Consider the following 23,010-nt stretch of genomic DNA (forward strand, 5'->3'; position numbering starts at 1 on the left):
TATTGTACAGTATTAAAAGTTCAACTTAAGATTTACACCATAAGAACGGGTAGCCGGCACAGCAAACACATCATTCGCCTGCATGCTGTTATTGGTACTCATTGCCTGTTCAGGATCGAACGGTGCTTTTTTGTAGAAGAAGAATAGGTTACGTCCGATCAGCGATACCGATGCTGACTTAATGGCTGAGCCTTTTAAGGGAATATTGTAAGCTAAGGATACCTGTGCTAAACGAACGTTAGTACGGGAGAATACATAAGGCTCCATAATACCGTTTCTATCGCCCACTGCCTCATAGTAGGTTTTAGGATTGATTGATGTGACTACTGTGGTACCCTGAATAGCACTTACCGGGATTCCCCCAGCATCGCGCGCATCTGCAGATCTTTTACTCACACCATACGAATCAAGGAATGCTTCGGTTTTTGAGAAAGCTACGCCGCCAAATTTGGCCGATACTAAAGCACTTAAAGTGAAGTCTTTGTAGCTGAAGGTGTTGTTCCAACCCGTAATAAAGTCTGGATTTAAGTTACCTACATACTCTTGTGTTGCTGTTTTTGTTGGTCTGCCATCTCCATCGAGAATAAGCTGGCCGGCTGCATTACGTGCAAATCTGTAAATGTATAAATCATTAAAAGAACCACCGGATTTGATAATGGAGTTGAAACCTTCACTGTCGCTTCCCACCTGATAACCCGGATTATCGGCAATCAGTTCTACAATTTTATTTTTGTTTTGCGATAAGTTAACGGTAGTATTCCATTTGAAGTTCTCTGTTTTTACCGGATCGCCGCCTAATGTTAGTTCGAAGCCCTGGTTGGTTACTTTACCCGCATTTACATAATAGAAGGTATAGCCTGAACCAGATGGCGCTGTTAGTGATAAAAACTGATTTGTACTTGAGTTTTTATAGTACGTAAAATCAAGGCTTAAGCGATCGTTGAGGAAACGACTTTCTAAACCGATCTCGTTACTGATGATTTTTTCGGGTACCAGATTGGCAAAAGGTGTTTGTGTATTTCTGGTGATACCACCGATTCCATCAGGTGTACCAGCGCCACCTATGGTATTTCCAGGATTGATAATGTTATAAGGTACTTCATTACCTACCTGAGAGGTTGACGCCCTTAACTTTAAGAAGCGGATGGCATCGGGCATGGTGATCATCTGGCTGATGATTGCCGACAGACCTGCTGAATAGTAAAAATAAGAATCGTTACCAGTTGTGGCTAACGTAGAAGCATAATCATTACGTCCAGATAAATCCAAATAGATCATGTCTTTGTAGCCTAATGATGCATTGGCAAAGAGACCCTGCTTTTGAACCCTACTGTAGGTTTGGTTCACAATGACATTGTAAGGCAGGTTGGCAAAACTGAAAAAGTTAGGGTACTGTAATGCGTTTGTACCATTGTTGAAAGTCATCCCATCATTGAAGGTATAATCCTGTATACTCGCCCCCACTACACTGCTTAAGCTAAATTTACCGAAGTTGTTATCATAGGTTACAATAGCGTCACCGTAGAGTGCTTTATCGTTGTATTTGGTGTAATTCCAGGTACCATTAGAGCTAACGCTAACCGGGTTACCGCCCGCAGCGTAACGGTAATCTAACAACTTATCATTATAGTCGATATTTCCGCGCACATCGAACTTAAAATGCGGCGCAAAGGCATAAGAAGCTTTTGCAGTTGCGATAACACGACTACTGGTAGTGAGTTTAGGATCTTCATTTAATTCCCAGTAAGGATTATTTTGTTTTTCTTCGGTAGAGTACCAATTTTGTTTATTCAGATTGCGTGTTGCATCGAAAATCTGATAGTTGTTTTTATAATAGTCAAAATCTCTTTCGCGGGCGAACAGATACAAACCTGTTAATGGGTTATTGTAATAACCTGCTCCCGGGCGGTTTTTAGATTTTTCGTAAGAAAAACGAACGTTTCCGCTTAGCGTAAGTTTATCATCAAATAATTTGGTTTCCTGACTTAAGGTTACATTATGTTTGTTATAGTTACTAGTTGGGACAACACCTGATGCATAGTTATTTCCATATGAAAAGTATGTCGTTGTTCTTTCGTTCCCACCGGATACCGATAAGGTATTAATGGCATTTACGCCAGTTTGAAAGAAATCGTCAATATAGTTGCTCTGATAGTTACCTTTTACCGATGACCAGCTCTTGTCGGCACCGCCCTCGGCACCATAGCTATACTGAAACTCGGGCAAGGTAGCAACATTACTAAAGTTGAGCGTAGAGTTTAAAGCGATGGCTATTTTACCGGCCTGACCTTTTTTGGTGTTGATGAGGATTACACCGTTAGCACCCTGACTACCGTATAAAATAGCACCATTGGCGCCTCTTAAAACCGTTACGGATTCGAAATCATCCTGATTTAAAGCAGAAAGACCATCACCACCATCTGTTCCACCGTATGAGCCTGGTTGTCCGCCTTTATTGTTTACTACAGGAACACCATCAATTACGAATAAAGCTTCACTGCTTCCGGCAATTGATTTAGATCCCCTAAGAACGGTTTTGGTTGAACCACCTACCCCGGAGTTACTGATGCCGATATCGACACCGGCAGCTTTACCACTGAGCGCTTCCATGAAGTTAGGCGCCCCTGCTTTGGTTAATTCGGTACCGGCTAATTGTTGTGCCGCATAGGTAAGCGCACGCTTTTCGCGTTTTACACCTAAAGCGGTTACTACAACCTCGTTGAGGTTAGCCTCACCAGAAGGCAATAGTTTGACAGTTATATTCGTTTGCGTACTGATATTGATTTCCTGAGGCGTCATGCCGATATAAGATATGACTAGTACGGTGGCGTTATCGGGCACATTCAATGAAAACTTACCCTCGGAATTCGTTAACGTTTTTGCACTGGTACCCTTTGCTACCACGGTTGCACCTGGAAGCGGATTTCCAACCTCATCGGTAACCAGACCAGTGATGGGTTTGAAGACTGACCGAAGCCTTGTACCCGGGGTGTTCACTAACCCGGATGGGTTTGGAATGATGCCTGTATTTCTGCCAATACCCCCTGCCCGGGCATTATTTTGTAAACTTAGCGCAGCGGCACTGAGAAGTGCGAGCTTGATTACGCTTTTGGTGGTGCTGGAAAATGCTTTTTTCATGGCACACCTTGTGGAATAGAGTTTCCTCATTTTCATACCTGTATTAGTTTAGTTGTAGTTAAGATATTTGTTAGTTTGTTCAGGAACCTGGACTAAATAAGTGCCATACAAACTGGTCATTCATTTATTGTACGCCTTTAGCGCTGATGATATTCACATATTGCTGATGGATAGCGGTTTGTAGTTAAAGGATTTATGATTGTTTAGCGGATATACTCCATTAATTGCACTTAAATACAAGTATAACAACTTATTTTACTATTTATAAAATAGGGCTAGACACTCACCGATCAACACACAATTTGCTATTATTGCGAATCTAACTTCCTTTAAATTTTGAAAAACTTAAGAGAGACGAAATTTATAACTGTTTAGTCAAACATATATGAAAATACGCAACAATGTTTGTAAGAAAAAGATTTTTTGTTGTAAAAATCCGACTTGTTATTTTTTTAGTAATTTAACGTCTTCAATATCCCTATTTATCGCGAATGCAAAACCGTTTAATCAGACATACTTATTCTTTGCTTAACGCTGATCAGGTTCAACTCACCTCAACCTGGCGATACAAGGGCATTATCAGCCCATACGCCCGTTTTTATTATATAGAATCGGGCGAGGGACAACTGCATGATGCGCAGGGAACAGTGAAACTGGAAAAAGGTTATTTATATCTTATACCGAGTTATACCATGTGTGATATGGTATGTACGGATACCATGTCGCAGTATTTTGTTCAGTTTTTTGAAGATTCGGAAATCGGATTTTCCATGTTTGAAGAGATTAAAGCGATTGTCAAAGTTCCGGCATCGGAACTGGATGTGCAGTTGTTCCGTCGTTTGATTGAGATTAATCCGAACCGTGGAATTAATAACTCCTACGACCCGAAAACTTACGAAAATGAGGCGTTTTACCAGTATTGCCAGAAGTTAAATTTAAATCAGGGCCTGGCGGAATTTTATGAAACGCAGGGGATATTGAAGCAATTAAGCTCAAGATTTTTGGCAAGTAAGGAAGCTTTTGTTCACGAATACAATCAGCACTCGAAAATGATCTTTGAGGCTAAATCTTATATATTGAAAAATCTTGACAGCGAGTTATCGGTTGCTGATCTGGCCGGCCGCGCAAATCAAAATACCGATTATTTTTCAAGGCAATTTAAGCTTCAGGTTGGTACACGCCCTTTACACTACATTAACCATAAACGAATTGAACGGGCGCAGTACCTGATGGCTACCAGCTCCATGAACTATACGCAGATAGCCTGTTCTCTTGGTTTTGATAACTTATCTTATTTTTCGAAAAGCTTTAAAAAAATCACCGGCTTATCGCCGGGGGCCTATAAGAAACAAGTTTACCGGGAGGCCATCCGCTGATTTTTGTACAAGATTGCAGATGGGAGATTCGCTAAAGCGGGTTGATAATGGATGCCCGATTGTGAGATACAGCTTACTCCATGAGGATGGTGGTGATAGACCTCGCTGGTAATGCGATCCCGTGATCTATCCCTTTAAAAGCCTGCAATTTCATATCATCGCCCTCGGCACCTGTAGTGCGGTAACTTTTTATCGTTTTGTATTTACGTTTGTTATTGAGCAATTTCATGTTGATTTCAGCTCCCTGATCATGCTGATTAATCGCCACAATAACCACTTTACCTTTTTGATCTGTATAGGCTGAAACCAGTAATTTTTTATTTTCCGTTAGGCCGGCGTTAATGTCCAGTCGCACCATCCCAGGGCGAATGAAACGGCTAAAATGCCCCAATGCCCAAAGGTTTTTGGTTTGGGTAAAACTGCCATCTTTAAAATCGGGGTTACCTTTTAAGGCAATGAGGTAATAGCGGGTGTTTTTTTCGGCGCTGCCCGGCTCATAGGCATTCCAGAATTGCCATGCGGTGGCATTACCTGTGGTGAGGTCGGCATGAATGACTTTGGCAAGAAAAAGGGCACAATCTATCGCTGAGCGATCGGCTTTTATTCCTTCACGAAAACCATCGCCCAGCATAGAATATTCTGTTTGCCAATATTTAAGTTTGTAAGCTGAAGCGGTATCAGCCAGGTGGTTTCGGGTAGCATACAAGGTGCTGTCGCCATCTTCGGTAAAATAGCTGTGGCCACCGATCAGTTTCGGCACTTGAGATAAATTCCCCATGTAAACTGCGCTCGTGGGATTAAAGAAAGACTGGATTTGCTGCGCCGCTTTTCCTTTTGAGCCATACAGATAATTCAGCATGCCTGCTTCGGTAACGAGAATCCGTGTGTTTAACTTTGCTTCGACTAATTCGTTATTTAGCTGCTTAGTAATGTTGAAGATCTGCTCGTTAGTCCACGGGCTTCCCTCCTGGTCTGCTTCCCTAAATTTATGCGACCAATCCCATTGGGGCTCATTTACCGGACTGATATAGTCGAAATGGATTTTTTCTTTTTCAAAATGCCTGATCACTTCGGTTAGAAAACGGGCATAATCGCCATAGGCATCATCGCGAAGGTTGGATTGGTAATCTTTTTCTGTTTTGAAACTGAGGTGGTTTTTGGTGAATTGTACCGGGGGTGAGTTGGAAAAAGCAATGAGCGTTTCTACGCCATAATCTTTAGCTTTTTGCAGGAAGAACCGGTAACCAGCCTGCTTGTCCCAGTTATAAGTTCCATCGTTATTGAGAAAGCCATCGGTTCTTTTTCTGAAATCTTTTATGCCACTGCTATCGGCCTGCTCAAGAGAGCCTGCGCCAATATTAAAGCGCCATGAAGATAATCCTATGCCCTTTAACTTTCCAGTTGGATCAACTTCTTTACTAAATAATAATTCGGCAATCCGCTGTTTCTTTTCTTCTGGCCAGTATTTGCCTATTCCTTCAGAAAACCAGCATCCCGAGGCACCAATATTTTCGATGGTTTGTGCAGTTTTGGTAAAATCGATTTGAACCGGAATTGGGTATTGAGCGACTGCAGAGTATGAAATGGCTGCGAAAAGCAAAACGAACAGGATCTTTTTCATGTGCTGCAAGTAACAGAATTAAACTGATTTTTTTGTTTAGTGTTTTCACTGACTTTGTTAGGATTTTAACCGAAAGTTAAGCGGAGATAACAGATTTGAAATTGATACTGGAGGCGGGAGATTAGAGATTAGAGTGATAACACTCCAGCGTTGAAACACGAGCGTGAGTGAATGTAACAAATGTTAAAAATGACTGAACTTTAGTTATTTACAATTTTGTTTTCGTAAATTGAATTAACCAAAATATAAAGTTATGAAACTGCTTAGGAAAATTCAGGACTGGGGCGATCGCCATCATCCACAATGGTTAGATTATTTTAGGATGTTACTTGGAGTTGTGTTAATCTGGAAGGGAATCGACTTCTACCGGCACATGGATGTTTTCAGTCAGCTGATGCATGGGAGCATGCTCGGCACGGCAGTAAGCATTAGTGCCCTGGCACATATGATTATACTGGCACACCTGATCGGGGGGCTGGCCATTGCGATTGGTACACACACCAGATTTTTTTGTATTTTGAACTTACCGATTTTGATTGGTGCGGTATTTTTCATCAATATGTCGGCCGGAATTTTCAATCCATACTCAGAGTTCTGGTTGTCCTCCCTGGTACTTGCAGGACTTCTATGCTTTATTGTTGAGGGAAATGGTGTAATTGCAGTAGACCGGGAGGCCGTAGTATCGTAAAAGAGGCCAATTATAGGGTATTATTTATTTTTTTTGAAGGCTAACTAAATGGTTAGCAGCAGGTAATCTCTGGCATTAAATAATAAGTAAAAAATGATTTGCAGAATGCCGCCAAATTACTACTTTTGCCCTCGGAGAGCTGGCAGAGTGGTCGAATGCGGCAGTCTTGAAAACTGTTGACTGTAACAGGTCCGGGGGTTCGAATCCCTCGCTCTCCGCTGGAAAAAGAAAAGCCTGAAATAGCATATTTCAGGCTTTTTTGTTTATTTCCGCTATTGATGTTTTAGCTTATCTGAATATCATCAGGCAGTCGTTTTTCCTCCAAACAAGTACGCCGTCTTTATTAAAAAAGCTGGCTTTTGTGATACCGGCATCAGATAAAATCTCCTTCGTTTTTCTCTTTGGGCTGGTGCAGGTAAACATCCTGCTGCGGAAATGGAATCTGAATTTCATTGATTTTAAAAGCATTCGTAATGGCTATCACCAAATCACTTCTGGTAGAATTGTTTTCCGACATGTGTTTAGTCCAGAAATAAATTTTGAGATCGATTGTGCTGGAACCAAACTGTTCGAATTGAACTACTGGTGGCGGGGATTTAAGTACGCGTGTTTCCGCCTCGAGCGTTTCCATTAGAATTTGCCTACATTTTTGCAGATCGGTGTGATAAGCCACGCCAATGACAACTGCTACACGTTTCCGATTTCCGGCAAGTGTCCAGTTCATCAGATGAGAATTGAGCAGGTCGCCATTTGGCATGACCAGGTCTCCCCCGTCCCAGGTAGTGATAACGCTGCTACGGAAGCCGATGGATTTCATCGTTCCACCCTGTCCGTCAACATCTACGATATCACCAACGTTAACGGGTTTTTCAAACGCGATAATTAAGCCGCTAACCAGGTTGTTTACCAGAGTTTGCAAACCGAAACCAATACCAACTCCGAGTGCCCCAATAATAATGGTAATCCGATCCATAGGAATACCAGCGGCGGCAATGGCCAGGAAAAGCCCTGTGGAGAGAATAAATATTCTTACCAGCAATACCCAACTCCCCAAACCTTGTTTTTTTGCGTCCTTATTGCGGCTGGATACCAGATGCTCATCAGATGTAAAAAAAGATACAATTTTAGAAACAATGACCGATAGGGACATAATAGCGAAGAAAAGGAAAAGGGAATTGATACTGAATGTATAATCTCCAATAGTTCGGTCTTTACCTAAGAACGTAACAAGGGGTTGAGACAGGTATTCGAAGAGGGGAAAATTATGTCCCAATAGAATTATCCAACCCAATACCAGCAAAACGTAGAGTAAAAACGGAGCCCTGGATCCCACCCGCCCAAAATTGAGGTAGAACAGTTTTTTATCCTGCACGGTATAAACGTCGAAAGCCAGAACCAATCCCTCGTTAATGAACCGAACTACCCAAAGAAATAATATCGCAATAACAACATTCAAAAAGCCACCAATAAACAGGGTTTTGGCTACATTATATCTACCAATAACATTCAAAACTATTGAAGAAAACTCAAGGATTATCATGAAACCAATCGAATAGGCAATCCATTTTTCCTTCAATTCGTGCTGACGTTTTTGAAAAAGAATGATTGAACCAGCGATAACCCCTGCCATAGCAACAGCAACCATAAACCAACGCTCTCCCCTCGAGGCCTGCAGTACCATATTATCAACTGCAGCCATAAGAAATAAAAATACCATTAACAGCCAAACCCTCATCCAGTATGTGGTAATATACCCTCGAAAAATCAAGCTAAGGCAGGTACAGGAGATGACCCAGAAAATAACATTTAAAATGAAAGGTGGAGAGATGAAAATAAACTGAAAAATACTGATGACCAGCAGCAGTGCCGACAGTAAGGGATACCTAATTACCAGTTGGCCTTCGTAATCCTTATTCAATAACCTTTTTGCTGTATAGATCTGTTTAAGTGACCGCAAATAAATAAACGACAATGCGGTAAGAGCAAGCAATATGAATAACTTTATACTGTTATTAATCGCATAAAACTTTAAGGTTAGCATGCCCTTCACTTTTGAAAAGGTTAACACTTCCGAAAAGGGCCTTGAGTATATAGGGCTATCACCCAGGTTTGAAAAATCGCGCTTGAAAGGTGACATTGCCATTCCGCGTTCAATCTGCTCGATTTCATCAACACTTATTTTTAAGCCGTTAATTTCCATATTGTAAGCATTAAGCAGGAGCTGAACATTACGTCCGGCAAGCTTAAGGGTTGAATCAATGGGATGAATTTCCTTTGCAATGGTAACGAGGCTGCCAAGATATTTTACTAATTCTGCAGAGTCTTTAGGAAAATTAAAAAGTTCTGATGTAGTAAGTAATGAGTCGAGCCTGAAACGATAACCATTTAGCACGGCCTGCCGGGAGTCTAGTCTCGACTTCCGCTCTCCGGCCTCTTTAATTAGTTCACTGATCACTTTTTTAGTGGCAGTTAGATTTCTAAACGTTTGGGCGGTTCCTTTATGTTTAAAAACGCCATCCGCGGCAATTTCATAGTCAGCTTTGATATCACTTAATGTCATTTTAAATTCCAGCGTATCCAGACCGGACTTAATATAACTTTTAGCATTCTGCATGGTCAACCTGGTTTCTTCAAAGATTCTCACCTGCACGGCAAGTGCTTTATCTGCCTCAAATTCCTGCCGGCTATCTAATGCTGATTTCCTGGCGAAATCCTGCATTCTGTCGACAAAGCCTTTTGCTCCATTACCATTAATCTTTGAGGTTTTCGTGGTATCTGCTTGCTGTGCCAGTGAACTGAGTGAACAAAGACATAAACACAGCAGTAAAATAACTTTGGAATTATTAAACAGGTTCATAATATCAGGACTTAGTTCAATAATACGAAAAAAGGAATTCGGAAACTATAATTAGCGCAAAAAGCGACGCCATGATTCAACGGTTTGGGTGTGATACAGAGCAGCAAGGGCTTTCAAAAGACCGTGGTGCAGCATTATCATCGTATAAGTAGAAATACGGGGTCGGCTTGCCATCTACCTGTTTTGGAAAATTGTGTTTTTACGGAGTTGACGAGGTGGTATAAGTTTTGTTTTACCTGGCTCACAACCTAAAACAAAACATATGACACAGCAAGAATTCAGCGAGACCATTAGTCTGCATGCGCCATCTCTTAGGTCGCATGCCCTTAATTTCACAAAAAATTCTGAAGATGCAAATGATCTGATGCAGGAAACCCTGCTAAAGGCCACAAGGTTTGCATCCAAGTTTGAGGACGGAACGAATATGAAGGGATGGCTGTTTGTGATTATGAAGAACACCTTTATTAACAATTACAAGAAAAACCAAAAAACCAGGGACAATACAGTGCAGGAAGATGAGATCACTTCAGCAAACCTGCATTACAGCGCTACTACGAATGATTCAGTTGGGAGTTTTGCCATGCAGGATATTAATGTTGCGCTGGCGCAGCTGCCACAGAAATATGCTGTTCCATTTATCCGTTATTTTGAAGGATATAAGTATCATGAAATTGCCGATGAAATGAAGATTCCATTAGGTACAGTAAAAACTTATATTCATGAAGCCCGGATCTTGTTGAAAAAGAATCTGAAACAATATCAATAAGAAAATGAGCTGGAAAGCATTGTTTGAAATGCTTTCCAGTTTTACAGACAAAATGATAGATTAATGCTACAGTGCCAAATGTGGCTTATGCGAAAAATACCTCTTTTAATAGGTAAACTACTTAAAATGCTATTGCTCCGGAAGTTCGATAAAAAAGCTTGTCCCCAAGCCCTCCTCACTTAGCACCCATATTCTACCCCCGTGGAGGTCGACGATATCCTTGATGATATTCATGCCCAACCCCCCTGATTCCTCACCTTTTAGACCTTTCCTTAAAACTTCCTTGCTGTGATTAAACAAGTTGTTGCGCATCTCTTTTGGTATACCAATCCCATCATCGCTTACCGAAACAATAACTTTGTCTCCGCGTTGCTCTGCTTGCACCATGATGTTTCCACCTACTCTGGTAAATTTGATGGCATTTGACACCAGGTTATTAATTACCTGCATGAATTTCATACTATCTAAGAAAAGAAAGATTTTATCCTGTGGACTGGAGAAACTGAAATTTCTAACCTTGCTGAGGTGTGAGCGACTGTAGAACCGTACCACGTCTTTAAGTTCCCAGACGAGGTCTGCCCGCTCCTTTTTGATGGCGACAACAGCTGATTTGATAAATTCATGATTAACCATGCTTCTTACCAGTTTCAGGTTACGTTCGCACATTTCGCTAATGAACTGAAGGGAGTTTCTCAGGTCTTTTTCTTCCATTTGCCTGATGTTGCTTTGTATTGAGGAGGCCGTCATACGGATCATGGCAAGCGGTTCCTTCAAATCATGCGATAACACCTCGAGGGTGATATTTTTACGGGCATTAATCTGTTCGATATGGATTTTATTTTCCTGTTCAACTGTAATATCTTCAACAATACCATAAATATGTCCTGCACCATCAGCACAGGAGAGGTTACTTTTGAGGTACCTAACGCCATCGGCCAAACTGATCCTGAACACATACTTTTTAGCACCTCCGTCTTCAAGCAGCTCCTGGTAGCAGTTCGCTACGTGTACTAAATCTTCAACGTGTATTTTCTCTCTGAGCTGATCGACGGTAAGCGCCCCCTCTTCTGTCAGTCCGAAAATCCTGCACAGGGCAGTATTAAAATAACTAAATACCTGATGTTTGAGATCGTATATAAAATAACCATCTGAAGAAACATTTCCCATCTGGCAAAAAATCTGTTCGTTCTCTTTCGGCATCATATTAATGGAGCTATGTGAATAATTAAACTAGTTGAGAATCCCCTTGGTGAAAGCAAAGCGCATGAGTACGGCTGTATTTTTAGCGCCTGTTTTATCAATCAGGCTTTGGCGATGTCCTTCAACCGTACGGCGTGAGATAAACAACTTATCTGCCATTTCTGCATTGGTAAGTCCTTCGCCAATAAGCCTGAGGATTTCGATTTCCCTTGAAGAAAATTCAGATGTACTGATACCACTTTGCGCGATAAAGGTAGTGTCTACCATTCTTTCTATAATTCTGATGGATAAAGCAGCACAGATGTAACGCTCACCAGAGATGATTTTAGAAAGAGCAAAGAATAATTCGTCGGGATCCACAGATTTAGTCAAAAAACCTTGTGCTCCTATTCTGATGGCTGAAAAAATATGGGAGTCGTCTTCAAGCATGGACATAATCAATACCGGAATTTGATAATGTTTTTCTTTGATCATCCTCACCATTGAAATTCCATCCAATACCGGCATTCCGATATCCGAGACAATCAGATCGGCTGTGAGTCCGCGATCAAGTGCTTCTACCACTTCCAAACCGTTACCCGCATCAAAGACAACTTTGTATTGATTAGTGGACTCAAGAAGCATCTTCAGTCCTTTTCTCATGACCTTGTGATCTTCTGCTAAAATGATGTTTTTCATTATGTTTGGGCGTGATCAGGACAAGGCTGTCTTGGATTGTCAAAGTAGCCAGGCACCTTAACAACACTCACTATTCCAGAAAGTTTTAATAAACCATACCATACAACCGGGATCTGGTTGTATTTTGAAGATATGATAGAACCCCGGGTATTAATCCCCCGGGGTTAAGCTGTAAATACAATTAAAGTTGTTCGTCGTAGTCGCTCCACTGCGCTATTCCATCGGGTTCTGCAGATTTTACCTCAGCACTTTTTTCTTCACTCATCTTTATATTCAGGGCTTCAGTTTCTTCAAGCTCTTCGGCTTTCCGGTCTGGAAGATCTGTCAGCCCTTCAGTTTCGCTAACGAACGTTGCCGGGTCGTTGATAAATTCCCATTCTTTACCCATTCCCGGCATCTCTCCTGTATTCCATGGCCCGGAGAATGAATTTTCGGGTGAGAGGTTGAAATACTGTTGGGTATACCTTGGGTCGGCCTGTAACACACCGGGAGGGAAGTTTGGCTGAATGGTATCCAAAGCGGCTTCGAACATTTTATAATGGGCAACTTCGCGGGTCATCAAAAATGAAAGGGTTTCTTTAACATAAGGATCGTCGGTGAATTTCATCAGATGTTCATATACAAGCTTGGCACGAGATTCAGATGCGAGGTTAGACCTTAAATCAACAGTTAAATCACCATTTGAATGTATATATGATGCACACCATGGAATACCCTGACTGTTCGCCAGCCTTGGCCCGCCACTGCTCAGCATCACAAAATGTGGATTAGCGCTTAATGCTGCATGAATGATATTTTCCTTCGCTGCTTTTCCATCGAGTACCTGCATGATTTCAGAAGAATCTGCTGCGTCTTTTAGTTCGCCATTTACCCCTTTTAACAACATCTGGATGGTTGCGCCGACAATTTCCAAATGAGAAAACTCTTCAGTTGCGATATCCATCAGCATATCATACTTATCGGGATGCGGCTGCTTGGCGCCGAAAGCCTGGGTGAAGTATTGCATGGCGGCCGCAAGCTCACCATTTTCTCCACCAAATTGTTCTAATAAAATATTTGCAAAAACTGGGTCCGGCCTGGAAACCCTGGCATTAAACTGCAGGTCTTTTGAATGATGAAACATAAGCTCTTGTTTTGTTAGTTGAATCTTTCTATATTGAGATTTCAGTTATTAACACACTCAAAAAGCCTTGCCGGTTTGCATAATAATTAAAACGGGTATTTACACACGGGGCAAGTATTTTCCAACATCGAAACGCGGCAAGCTGTTGACGTACTACTATTTTAAAATGCCTGACGCCAACAGGTGCCATTGTATATATGACATGCCAATTGCGCTTCCTCCATTCACTACCAGATTTCGTGTTTTATCAAGAAAGGCCTGATTTTCGGTATTTGGCACTTCATTACGCCCGTGAACTTCAGCACTCAGCACATTACCGCGCCGAAAAACCATAAACGTAGAAGTGGCCTGATTGGTAAAGAAATGAGCAATTTTAGCACTCACCACACCAGGGGTTTTGCTTGGCCGGGCAACAATAAGTGTAAACTCCACATCTGATTCCGGGCCGGAGAACTCTTCCATGTGTTCGATACATACCCAATCGTATCCTTTACCAGCACTCGTGCCCGGTCCGGGGATGTCGATGCGGATATAATCGCTCTCTTTCGCATTTCTGGCAACCTGGATTCCATTTTTATCGAAGAGCACAAAACAACTCGCTTCAATCCTGGATATGGTATGCCACTGGTTAACATTCTTTAGTCGCAATACTGCTTGTTTGTAGGCCAGTGAAGCCTCAGCTGGCGAATCAAATATCTTTTCCTCTTCTGCATCAGTCTGCTGACCGACTTGCTGACTAGGGATAAGGTCTTCTTTTTCCATGATGGTATTTTAGAGAAAAATCCTGATACCGTAACAATTGTTTTCTCTTTTTAGGAATAAGGTAAAAACAGGTAACCGACATTCGGCGTATAAATACTTACACGTTTCGGCGCCAAATACCTGTTTAACCGTTTGTTTAAACCATTCCATACGGGAAGGGTTTTTAGTGGAAACAAAAATATAAAGCATATGGCAACGACATCAAAAGCAGCCCCTGCAAAGGCCGCAGCAAAAACCACTGTTAAAAAAGCGACAAAAAGTGCTGGAAACATTACACCTTCAGAATTCCATGAATTTTTTATTGATGAATTGAAGGACATTTACTGGGCAGAGAAGCATTTGGTTAAGGCGCTTCCAAAAATGAAGAAAGCAGCAACCAGTCCGGAGCTAGCAGCTGCGTTTGAAAAACATACACAGGAAACTCAAACACATATTGATACCCTGGAGCAGGTATTTGCTTTGCTTGATGAAAAAGCTGCAGCAAAAAAATGCGATGCGATGGCAGGGTTACTGGAAGAAGCGACCGGCATTATAGAAGATACTGATTCAGGTACAATGATTCGTGATGCAGGTCTTATTCTTGCAGCTCAAAAAGTGGAACATTATGAAATTGCAACTTATGGAACCCTTAAGGTATTCGCAGAAAACCTGGATCGTGCTGATGTAGCAGAACTATTGGGACAAACACTTGAAAATGAAAAAGCAACTGACGTTGCCCTTACTGAAATTGCTGTAAATGCAATAAATGCAGAGGCAGCGGCTGAGTAGGAATAAATAAAAATACCAGATGAAGGAAAAGCCCTAATCTGGTATTTAAAGTTACCGTAGCTTATTTGCCTGCTAAATGAGCAGCAACAAAATCTAATCAAATTATCCCCAACATGAGCTATGCCGACTGAACCAGATAAAGGAAAGAAAATATATGATTACCTGATTGTGGGGAGCGGTTTGTTTGGTTCGGTGTTTGCCCATGAGGCCACTAAACGCGGAAAAAAGTGCCTGATTATTGATAAAAGAAATCATGTTGGCGGAAATGTGTTTTGCGAAAGTATTGAAGGTATCAACGTGCACAAGTATGGGGCCCACATATTCCACACCAACGATAAAGCTGTTTGGGACTACGTAAATTCTTTTGTTGAGTTTAACAGGTATACCAACAGTCCGCTGGCAAACTACAAAGGCAAACTTTATAACCTGCCTTTCAACATGAATACCTTTTATCAGTTATGGGGTGTAAAAACACCCGCAGAAGCACAGGAAATAATAAATGATCAAATTCAGTTAAGCACAACTGCATCACCTGCAAACCTGGAAGAACAAGCGCTGTCGCTGGTTGGAACGGATATTTATGAAAAGCTGATTAAGGGCTACACTGAAAAGCAATGGGGCAGGCCAGCAACTGAACTTCCTGCTTTTATCATTAAAAGATTGCCGGTACGTTTCACGTATGACAATAACTATTTCAACGACAAATATCAGGGGATACCAATAGGAGGTTTCAATAAATTAATTGATGGCCTGACTAAAGGGATTGAGGTAAAAACCGAAACAGACTATTTTGCTAACCGCGACCACTGGGACGACATTGCCGAACACACCGTATTTACTGGCAGTATTGATCAGTTTTATGGTTATGCATTTGGCCAGCTTGAATATCGGTCGCTACGCTTTGAACATGAAGTTGTTAACATGCCTAATTACCAGGGTAACGCTGTGGTAAATTATACAGAAAGGGAAATACCCTATACCAGAATAATAGAACACAAACATTTTGAGTTTGGAACCCAGGCAAACACTGTGGTGACCAAAGAGTACCCTGAAGACTGGACACCAGAAAAAGAGGCCTACTACCCTATAAACGACGCCCATAATAATGGCATTTTTGCCAGTTACAAGGCGCTTGCAGAAATGGAATCGAATGTAATATTTGGCGGGCGGTTAGCTACCTACCAGTACTATGATATGCACCAGATTGTAGCTTCTGCACTTAAAACTGTATCAGTACATTTTACTACTGATAAAGACCTGATAACCATGTAAAAAATATGAATATAAAACAGTCGTCCCTTCCGCAGAATTTATTATGCTTTTCTCATCTCAGATGGGATTTTGTATTTCAGCGCCCGCAGCACCTGATGAGCCGCTTTGCCAAAGAAACAAACGTTTATGTAATGGAAGAGCCGATATTCGATGCTACGGAAAGCGCTTACATGGCTTACGATCACCGGGAGCCCATGCTTACTATTTTGATACCACATTTGGTTTCGGGTCATGATCCGCAGCAGGTAAAAGAAGAAATGAGACTTTTATTGAATGAATTTCTGGGCCGGGTAAACCTGGCGGAATGGACTTTTTGGTATTACACTCCAATGGCGCTTCAGTTTTCTGATCATTTTAAGGCATCTCTTACGGTATTTGACTGTATGGATGAGTTATCTGCTTTCGACTTTGCGCCAAAAGAACTCCTTGAGCTTGAAAAGTCGTTATTAAAAGTTGCTGACATTGTTTTCACTGGTGGTTATTCGCTGCATGAAGCAAAGAAAGATCAGCATGAGAACATTCATGTATTTCCGAGCAGTATTGATAAGGTACATTTCCACCTGGCAAGAGCAGTACAAAAAGAGCCGGAAGATCAGGCGGCTATTAATGGCGTTAAACTCGGATTTATCGGCGTGATAGATGAACGCTTCGATGCCACACTTATACATGAAGTAGCGGTTAAACGGCCTGACTGGCAAATTGTTTTACTTGGCCCCGTGGTGAAGGTGTCGATGGATAATTTGCCTAAGGGGCCAAACGTACATTATCTGGGTCAGAAGGCATACGGAGATTTACCTGCTTATCTTTCTGGATGGGACATTGCGCTTATTCCATTCGCGATCAATAATTCCACCCGCTTTATCAGTCCGACTAAAACCCCTGAATACCTGGCAGCCGGACTACGTGTTGTATCTACCCCTATTCGTGATGTGGTTCGCCCATATGGCGTGGAAGGGTTGGTAAGCATTGCTTCGGATGCAGATGAATTTATAGCAGCAGTTGAATATTGCCTCGATGACCGGACAAACGGGAAATGGCTGAAAAAGGCTGATAAGTTTTTGGAGGATAAATCATGGGGAGATACCTTTGAGCAAATGAAGGAAAAAATGATCCTTGCCCGTTTTGAAGCTGATAAATTACTGGCAAGTTAATGACCAGTGAAACACCATTTCGCTCTTTCTGGATGGCAGGTTTTGAGTGTTCTGACCAGTTAAATCATTACGGAAACCGCGTTGACTTACTCATTGAAACCGGCCATATATTACATATTGAACGCGATTATGAGCTGGTTGCCGCCAAAGGACTCCGCACGGTTAGGGAGGGAATAAGATGGAGTAAAGTTGAGCAAAGCCCTTATCAATATGACTTTACAACCGTCGGCGTGATGATTGATGCGGCCAGGAAAACGGGGATTCAACAAATATGGGATATTTGCCATTTTGGATTTCCGGATGACCTGACCCCACTACACCCGCACTTCAAAGCCCGGTTCGTTGGGATTTGTGAAGCTTTTGTGCAATTTCACCAGAAATGCTTCCCAGGAGAACAATTGATTGTTACCCCTATCAATGAAGTGGGATTTCTCTCCTGGCTTGGCGGCGACCATGCCAGCACAAGCCCCTACGCAAGGGGAATGGGCTGGCAGGTAAAATATGCTTTAGTAGATGCCTATATTCAAGGTATTAAGGCGATGAAAGTAATTGCTCCCGGCTTGAAGATTATGACTACCGAGCCCATTGTAAACATAGTACCCTCACTGGATGCCAGTATGGAAATGGTTCTTCAGGCTGCACAACAGCACGATGAGCAATACCAGGCTACGGACATGCTCACAGGAAAGATATGTGAGGAACTGGGCGGAAGCCCGGATTTAATTGATTATATGGGCTTTAATTTTTACTATAATAACCAGTGGGTTGCCAATGATTATACCAACCTGCCCTGGGCAAACCTTGATCCCGATCCGAGATGGAAAGGTTTATCTGAACTCTTTCTGGAAGCGTATTGCCGTTACGATAAGCCCGTTGTATTATCTGAAACCAGTCACCCGGGAGAGCACCGGCCAAACTGGCTGGAGCTTATTGCTAAAGAGTGTATAAAAACCCTGAAGTTGGGTATACCATTGAAAGGCATTTGCCTCTACCCTATTATAGACCGGCCGGATTGGGACCATTTACATTACTGGCACCACTCCGGTTTGTGGGATGCTGACGAGGCCAGCCCCCATGCCAGGATTATCTGCCAGCCATATGATGAGGAGATTATCAAGTCGATGCTGATGATTGAGCCTTTTTTATCAGGGGGTATAGGTAATGGCGCCAATTATTAATTAACCGGCAATCTGATGCTTCAGGAACCTTATATTTTTACCGTCGAATTTGAAAATCCAAATGGCGGCATATTCTCCGCAAACTTCACCTTCATCGGGATGGGCCTTCAGGTATTCCGCATCAGTATTGGTTCCATATTGCAGGGTAACTTCATTGCCTCGGACTGTAATGCTGTAAATAAAGTAGCAGCCTTCATTTTTGGCATGCACTTCTTTGCTGATTTCGTCTTTAACTTTTAATTCTTTTAAATCAACTGCTTTAAATAAATTATTGAATTCATCCATTTCAGTAAGGGTATAAATGGAACCGAAGGACTTGAGAAACATGTTTCGGGTAATAGCTCCATGATGTTCTTGCCTTTGTTTATCAAAGAGGGAATCGACCTCGAAAAAGTTTACAGCGGTATCTGCCAGGGGAAAAGTAAAAAAACTTAATATTTGTTCCTTATCTTTTTTGGCTATAGCATCCCTGAATTTCCCTAATTCGGTTATCAATATCAGGCGCGGGCTGTTGGCAATGATTTTTTGTTTCCCTTGCACAAGTGAATCTGCTGCTGTTATTTTTTTGTCGTTTTTCTGTTTGCAGCCTAAGAGTAATGAGAATGCTATCAGAAAGATTATATATGTTTTCATATTAAAGGATTTTAATTGGATCAAAATGCTATCGTTCTGAGCAGGAGGTTTCTTCTGATCTGACTTGCAACCCTCAGTGAACAGATAGCTACCTGAAAGTAAAAGGGCAAAGAGGTTGAGCATGTTAATTTTGTTTTCATAGGTGACGATATTGATTAACAATTTTGCTGCCAATTCCGCAAGAGTTTCTTTGTAGGAACATTCAAAAACATACCAGTTTCTATCAGCATCAATGGACGATTATCGACTGTTCCAAGGTACAAAGAACTCTTGATCTCCTGAGCAGTTAATAAATCAATGGTAAAAAAAGAAAATAAGATATAGCAGAAGATTTTCATGGTATTTGCTCAAGGTTGCTAAATAATTTCTATTAGGTTAAAGATACAAAACTGTAAACTGATTGTTCAATAGAGTTGATAATCAAAAGGAGTAACTGATAATTCGCTCGCCATACTAAATTATCTGCAGCAGGTGTAGCTGAGCTGAGGATAGTGAAGTTCCTTTCATACCGGTCCGAGCAAGTAATCAAGCGGATCAAACATGGCTGTTACCACAAAACGATTATAAGCGTTAATAACGATAATCAGGAAAAAGCGGTATCATTTGTGAGCTGAATATCCATCAAAATCAGCTAAGGGTGATTTGAATTTATGATCACAAGTGATTCGGTAAAAATTGCTGATTGATCAGCTATTTGATTTTTCTTTTTAATGGCAGGTTAATCTCTCAATCATTAGAGAGCTTTTGATAGGAGTTAATAGCCTAAATAAGATCAAAAATCGTTGCCCCCTTTTTCAGCAGCAAATTTTCAGCACAAATCTGTGGATACATCCCGTTTTTTATTCTTTCCCCTTTCTAAATACCATCTTCCTTAACAAGACAAAGCCGTTGGTAAGCCTTTGTTTTTTCGTTACAATGGGTATACTTAAAATGGCCAGAAGGGAGATACAGGCCGATGTACCTAAGGCACCTCCGTAACCCTTAAAATAGCGACTCGCATTTAAAAATATAATACAAAATAATACACCGGCAGCTGCAATTAACCAATAATTGTTAACTAGCCGGCCTGACACCATTCCGATGAAAGATGAGCCTATAAATACCAGGGGAATATTTTCGCTTAAAAACGGATCTATTCCTGGCGGGCAAAAATGGAAAAATGTTGCGATCATGAGTGAAAGGCTAGCCGAAGCGCGCACAGGCCCTTGTTTCAGCCCCTCATTTACATAAAATGTAGTGACTGCTCCAGCCAACCCAACCAGGGCCAGGATGAAATTGTTAAGCATAAGTTAAAATAAGGTAATAAAACAGCGAAGCCATGACTACCCCAGCGAAAGCAAGCGTGCCCAACTTGCCGCCTAGGCCGGAGAACAGGCTTTTCGAAACAATAATCAGTACTGCAGTGAAAAAGCTGGCAGTAAGTACAAATGCAATGCTTGGCGCTACACCTGTACTCGACATGCCAATGAAAGCACCACAGTAGATTGCTGCTGGTAATTGCTTTAGATATTCTGATTTACGGTTAATCAGCGGAATCAGTGAGGCAACAGTTCCTAGCATGGCTGCTGAAATTACCGGCCCCACTTTTAGATAGTGATTCAGGTAAAAAGAAACCACCGCTCCTATTGGAATCCAGGCCACAACCAATATATGCTCATACTGATGCTCGTGGTGATGAAGCTGCACCCTTAAGTACGTAACGAAAATTAAAGGACATAGGATGAATAAAGATAATACCAGCCACCAGGAGTGTGCATGTTCCCAAAAGATTGGAAACAAAAAAACCAGGTGAATAATTAATAAAAACAGGATCGAAATCTTCCTCACATATCTGCTTATTCTCATGAACTCCGGGAAAAAATTTTATGTGGACAAAAGTAATACAAAAACAACAAAACCCTCCTTGTGATAAATGTAGTTTGTTACTGATCGATTAACTACTGACTGGCAACAAGTTACAACCGAATAAAAAAAATGCCTCAATAAATAATGCCATTCGCTCAGTTAAAATGCTATTTCGCTCATTAGCCCAAATCACCATTATTATTTTATGCTTATTTGGATTTAAAGGAAAAATAAGATCATGAATAATGCACAACGATCTCTCTTAATCTTATGTTGCCTGAGCCTGGCATTGTTTGCACAGCGTGCATTGGCGCAGGATTTCTCAAATATTGCACAGTCGAGGCCGTTCTCCTATTCAGGATCAATAGAAGCCCGGGGTATGTTTTACCATGCCAGTGGCATTCAAAACCGCAGGCAACCTACGTCTTTTCTGCTCAGCGGAAGTCCAACTTTTGACATTTACGGCCTCCAGATCCCTCTAAACTTTAGCATCAGCGAAGCTGATAAGTCGTTTACCCAACCCTTTAATCAATATGGCCTTAGTCCGACTTACAAATGGATTACACTGCATGCAGGCTATAGAAACGTTTCATTTTCGCCCTACACTTTGGGCGGACATACCATGCTTGGAGCAGGTTTTGAACTTAACCCTGGTAAACTGAGGGTTGGATTTATGTACGGGAGGCTGAACAAGGCCACTACCATTGATACTACCAGACAGGCACTGATTCCGTTTTCTTTCTCGAGAAAAGGTTATGCTGCGAAACTCGGTTACGGATCGGCAAATAATTTTTTTGAATTAAGTTATTTACGCGCCAAAGACGATGATAACACCAGGCCTGCAGATGTTCCTACGGCGCTTGACTTAGTTTCCCCGGCAAAAAACAATGTGCTGGGCTATTCATTAAAATTCACTTTTTTCAAAAACCTGTTTATAGAAAGTACCGGTGCGGTAAGTTTATACACCAACGATATCAATTCTCCTATTAATATAGATTCTATTCAGAATGATTTTCTCCAAAAAGCAAATGGCATCTTCAAGCTTAATGCTACCAGTGAGTATTATACGGCATTCTCGTCGGGCCTGGGGTACCGGTCAAAAAATTATGGTGTAAAAATCAACTATAAAAGAATAGAGCCTGATTTTAAAACCATGGGAGCTTATTTTTTCAACTCTGATTTGGAAAACTGGACTATTAGCCCCAATGTAAACCTGTTGAAAGGAAAAGTGAGAATTAACGGAAGTATTGGTTTTCAGCATGACAATTTAGAAAAACAAAAGCGGGCGGAAAACAAACGCGTTATAGCATCTGCAAATGCGGGGGTTGAGGTGACCAAAGAATTGGGTTTCGACTTGATTTACACTAATTTCTCGGATAACCAAACGCCACAAACGGCTTTATTTGCAGATTCTTTACGAATTGTGCAAACGAACCAGACGTTTGGCATTATGCCCAGGTACTTTCTGGTGCGTCCGGAGGCTACCCATGTCTTATCAGCGTCGGCAAGTTTCAGCAGTTTAAATGACTATAATAATTTTTTCAGTGCCCAGGCGGCTTCCAGAAACATCAGTACCAACCAATATTTTATCAACTATAACCTCACTTTCCCGAAGAAGGAGTTGAGCCTGTTTGCTAATCTGAACAATACAAAGCTGAGTGGGCAAAATATAGAAAGCACTTTTTCAGGTGCAACATTTGGAGCCACTAAAACTTTCTTTAAGCAGAACCTGCAAAGCAGTTTAAGCTGTACATTAACCAATACCAGCAGCAATATGGGATCTGATAGTTTTATCACCAATATTAACGGAAGTGTGGCTTATAAGGTGAGTAAAAAACAGAAAGTTGCTTTTAATTTTTTTGTAACCAATAATAAAAACAGGGCCGCTAATCCCTTTGAGCCAAATTTCACTGAAACACGGGCTGAGTTGATTTACCTATTTAACTTTTAATCT

18 protein-coding genes and 1 tRNA gene are annotated in these 23,010 nt (G+C 41.4%); 9 read left to right on the forward strand and 10 right to left on the reverse strand.

The annotated features are described in order from the left end of the window. Positions 1 to 12: 12 nt before the first annotated feature. Positions 13 to 3,138, reverse strand: a complete 3,126-nt coding sequence (locus AB669_RS05660) for a SusC/RagA family TonB-linked outer membrane protein (RefSeq protein WP_082120606.1) — start codon at positions 3,136 to 3,138, stop codon at positions 13 to 15. Positions 3,139 to 3,629: 491 nt separating this feature from the next. On the opposite strand from AB669_RS05660, the gene AB669_RS05665 reads away from it, so the two are divergent. Further along, complete coding sequence (locus AB669_RS05665) at positions 3,630 to 4,514, forward strand: AraC family transcriptional regulator (RefSeq protein WP_047798319.1); 885 nt, start codon at positions 3,630 to 3,632, stop codon at positions 4,512 to 4,514. A gap of 73 nt (positions 4,515 to 4,587) precedes the next feature. Here AB669_RS05665 and AB669_RS05670 read toward each other — a convergent pair whose 3' ends face one another. Then, positions 4,588 to 6,135 (reverse strand): glycoside hydrolase, encoded by a 1,548-nt coding sequence (locus AB669_RS05670; RefSeq protein ID WP_047798320.1) that lies wholly within the window; start codon positions 6,133 to 6,135, stop codon positions 4,588 to 4,590. A 253-nt stretch (positions 6,136 to 6,388) separates the two neighbouring features. Between AB669_RS05670 and AB669_RS05675 the strand changes: the two genes are divergently transcribed. Together AB669_RS05675 and AB669_RS05680 are read left to right on the forward strand one after the other, a co-directional pair. Next, positions 6,389 to 6,823 (forward strand): DoxX family protein, encoded by a 435-nt coding sequence (locus AB669_RS05675; RefSeq protein ID WP_047798321.1) that lies wholly within the window; start codon positions 6,389 to 6,391, stop codon positions 6,821 to 6,823. Between the two features lie 133 nt (positions 6,824 to 6,956). Continuing rightward, positions 6,957 to 7,041 (forward strand) — tRNA-Ser (locus AB669_RS05680). A 155-nt stretch (positions 7,042 to 7,196) separates the two neighbouring features. Here AB669_RS05680 and AB669_RS05685 read toward each other — a convergent pair. Beyond that, positions 7,197 to 9,680 (reverse strand): mechanosensitive ion channel family protein, encoded by a 2,484-nt coding sequence (locus AB669_RS05685; RefSeq protein ID WP_082120599.1) that lies wholly within the window; start codon positions 9,678 to 9,680, stop codon positions 7,197 to 7,199. Between the two features lie 262 nt (positions 9,681 to 9,942). On the opposite strand from AB669_RS05685, the gene AB669_RS05690 reads away from it, so the two are divergent. Then, positions 9,943 to 10,446: an RNA polymerase sigma factor gene (locus tag AB669_RS05690; protein WP_047798322.1), complete on the forward strand. Its 504-nt coding sequence runs from the start codon at positions 9,943 to 9,945 to the stop codon at positions 10,444 to 10,446. A gap of 129 nt (positions 10,447 to 10,575) precedes the next feature. Here AB669_RS05690 and AB669_RS05695 read toward each other — a convergent pair whose 3' ends face one another. The 4 genes from AB669_RS05695 to AB669_RS05710 all read right to left on the reverse strand — a co-directional run bounded on the left by AB669_RS05695 (position 10,576) and on the right by AB669_RS05710 (position 14,209). Beyond that, positions 10,576 to 11,649, reverse strand: coding sequence for a PAS domain-containing sensor histidine kinase (locus tag AB669_RS05695; RefSeq protein ID WP_053058283.1), 1,074 nt, complete (start codon positions 11,647 to 11,649; stop codon positions 10,576 to 10,578). A gap of 27 nt (positions 11,650 to 11,676) precedes the next feature. Next, complete coding sequence (locus tag AB669_RS05700; RefSeq protein ID WP_047798323.1) at positions 11,677 to 12,324, reverse strand: response regulator transcription factor; 648 nt, start codon at positions 12,322 to 12,324, stop codon at positions 11,677 to 11,679. A 181-nt stretch (positions 12,325 to 12,505) separates the two neighbouring features. After that, the gene (locus AB669_RS05705) at positions 12,506 to 13,447 is read right to left on the reverse strand and encodes a manganese catalase family protein (protein ID WP_047798324.1); all 942 of its coding nucleotides are present in this window, start codon (positions 13,445 to 13,447) and stop codon (positions 12,506 to 12,508) included. A 156-nt stretch (positions 13,448 to 13,603) separates the two neighbouring features. Then, the gene (locus AB669_RS05710; protein WP_047798325.1) at positions 13,604 to 14,209 is read right to left on the reverse strand and encodes a hypothetical protein; all 606 of its coding nucleotides are present in this window, start codon (positions 14,207 to 14,209) and stop codon (positions 13,604 to 13,606) included. A 189-nt stretch (positions 14,210 to 14,398) separates the two neighbouring features. On the opposite strand from AB669_RS05710, the gene AB669_RS05720 reads away from it, so the two are divergent. The 4 genes from AB669_RS05720 (at position 14,399) to AB669_RS05735 (ending at position 18,578) form a co-directional block, all read left to right on the forward strand. Continuing rightward, on the forward strand, positions 14,399 to 14,977 hold the full coding sequence (locus AB669_RS05720) for a ferritin-like domain-containing protein (RefSeq protein WP_047798327.1): 579 nt from the start codon (positions 14,399 to 14,401) through the stop codon (positions 14,975 to 14,977). A gap of 120 nt (positions 14,978 to 15,097) precedes the next feature. Next, positions 15,098 to 16,249 (forward strand): UDP-galactopyranose mutase, encoded by a 1,152-nt coding sequence (gene glf, locus AB669_RS05725; RefSeq protein WP_047798328.1) that lies wholly within the window; start codon positions 15,098 to 15,100, stop codon positions 16,247 to 16,249. Between the two features lie 5 nt (positions 16,250 to 16,254). Next, positions 16,255 to 17,400, forward strand: coding sequence for a glycosyltransferase (locus AB669_RS05730; RefSeq protein ID WP_047798329.1), 1,146 nt, complete (start codon positions 16,255 to 16,257; stop codon positions 17,398 to 17,400). Then, the gene (locus tag AB669_RS05735; RefSeq protein ID WP_047798330.1) at positions 17,400 to 18,578 is read left to right on the forward strand and encodes an amine oxidase; all 1,179 of its coding nucleotides are present in this window, start codon (positions 17,400 to 17,402) and stop codon (positions 18,576 to 18,578) included. Before AB669_RS05730 ends, AB669_RS05735 begins: the two co-directional genes overlap by 1 nt. On the opposite strand, the gene AB669_RS05740 is transcribed toward AB669_RS05735, so the two are convergent. The 3 genes from AB669_RS05740 to AB669_RS05750 form a co-directional block, all read right to left on the reverse strand. Next, on the reverse strand, positions 18,579 to 19,211 hold the full coding sequence (locus AB669_RS05740; protein ID WP_156166690.1) for a hypothetical protein: 633 nt from the start codon (positions 19,209 to 19,211) through the stop codon (positions 18,579 to 18,581). It lies immediately after the preceding gene. Between the two features lie 839 nt (positions 19,212 to 20,050). Then, positions 20,051 to 20,497 (reverse strand): hypothetical protein, encoded by a 447-nt coding sequence (locus tag AB669_RS05745; RefSeq protein WP_047798332.1) that lies wholly within the window; start codon positions 20,495 to 20,497, stop codon positions 20,051 to 20,053. Beyond that, a complete protein-coding gene (locus tag AB669_RS05750; RefSeq protein WP_047798333.1) occupies positions 20,490 to 21,056 on the reverse strand; it encodes a hypothetical protein in 567 nt (188 codons plus the stop codon). The genes AB669_RS05745 and AB669_RS05750 overlap by 8 nt, the downstream gene beginning before the upstream one ends. Positions 21,057 to 21,294: 238 nt before the next feature. On the opposite strand from AB669_RS05750, the gene AB669_RS05755 reads away from it, so the two are divergent. Further along, a complete protein-coding gene (locus tag AB669_RS05755; RefSeq protein ID WP_047798334.1) occupies positions 21,295 to 23,007 on the forward strand; it encodes a hypothetical protein in 1,713 nt (570 codons plus the stop codon). Positions 23,008 to 23,010 lie beyond the last annotated feature (3 nt).

The sequence above is a fragment of the Pedobacter sp. BMA genome (assembly GCF_001027745.1).
In the GTDB taxonomy this organism is placed as follows: Bacteria; Bacteroidota; Bacteroidia; order Sphingobacteriales; family Sphingobacteriaceae; genus Pedobacter.

Excerpts from the sequence above, each read along its gene's own strand:
- AB669_RS05740 (WP_156166690.1), bottom strand. The coding sequence starts at position 19,211 with ATGAAAACATATATAATCTTTCTGATAGCATTCTCATTACTCTTAGGC.
- AB669_RS05735 (WP_047798330.1), top strand. The coding sequence starts at position 17,400 with ATGACCAGTGAAACACCATTTCGCTCTTTCTGGATGGCAGGTTTTGAG.
- AB669_RS05755 (WP_047798334.1), top strand. The coding sequence starts at position 21,295 with ATGAATAATGCACAACGATCTCTCTTAATCTTATGTTGCCTGAGCCTG.
- AB669_RS05720 (WP_047798327.1), top strand. The coding sequence starts at position 14,399 with ATGGCAACGACATCAAAAGCAGCCCCTGCAAAGGCCGCAGCAAAAACC.
- AB669_RS05695 (WP_053058283.1), bottom strand. The coding sequence starts at position 11,649 with ATGATGCCGAAAGAGAACGAACAGATTTTTTGCCAGATGGGAAATGTT.
- AB669_RS05665 (WP_047798319.1), top strand. The coding sequence starts at position 3,630 with ATGCAAAACCGTTTAATCAGACATACTTATTCTTTGCTTAACGCTGAT.
- AB669_RS05710 (WP_047798325.1), bottom strand. The coding sequence starts at position 14,209 with ATGGAAAAAGAAGACCTTATCCCTAGTCAGCAAGTCGGTCAGCAGACT.
- AB669_RS05690 (WP_047798322.1), top strand. The coding sequence starts at position 9,943 with ATGACACAGCAAGAATTCAGCGAGACCATTAGTCTGCATGCGCCATCT.
- AB669_RS05700 (WP_047798323.1), bottom strand. The coding sequence starts at position 12,324 with ATGAAAAACATCATTTTAGCAGAAGATCACAAGGTCATGAGAAAAGGA.
- AB669_RS05750 (WP_047798333.1), bottom strand. The coding sequence starts at position 21,056 with ATGAGAATAAGCAGATATGTGAGGAAGATTTCGATCCTGTTTTTATTA.
- AB669_RS05730 (WP_047798329.1), top strand. The coding sequence starts at position 16,255 with ATGAATATAAAACAGTCGTCCCTTCCGCAGAATTTATTATGCTTTTCT.
- glf (WP_047798328.1), top strand. The coding sequence starts at position 15,098 with ATGCCGACTGAACCAGATAAAGGAAAGAAAATATATGATTACCTGATT.
- AB669_RS05705 (WP_047798324.1), bottom strand. The coding sequence starts at position 13,447 with ATGTTTCATCATTCAAAAGACCTGCAGTTTAATGCCAGGGTTTCCAGG.
- AB669_RS05660 (WP_082120606.1), bottom strand. The coding sequence starts at position 3,138 with ATGAAAAAAGCATTTTCCAGCACCACCAAAAGCGTAATCAAGCTCGCA.
- AB669_RS05675 (WP_047798321.1), top strand. The coding sequence starts at position 6,389 with ATGAAACTGCTTAGGAAAATTCAGGACTGGGGCGATCGCCATCATCCA.
- AB669_RS05685 (WP_082120599.1), bottom strand. The coding sequence starts at position 9,680 with ATGAACCTGTTTAATAATTCCAAAGTTATTTTACTGCTGTGTTTATGT.
- AB669_RS05670 (WP_047798320.1), bottom strand. The coding sequence starts at position 6,135 with ATGAAAAAGATCCTGTTCGTTTTGCTTTTCGCAGCCATTTCATACTCT.
- AB669_RS05745 (WP_047798332.1), bottom strand. The coding sequence starts at position 20,497 with ATGCTTAACAATTTCATCCTGGCCCTGGTTGGGTTGGCTGGAGCAGTC.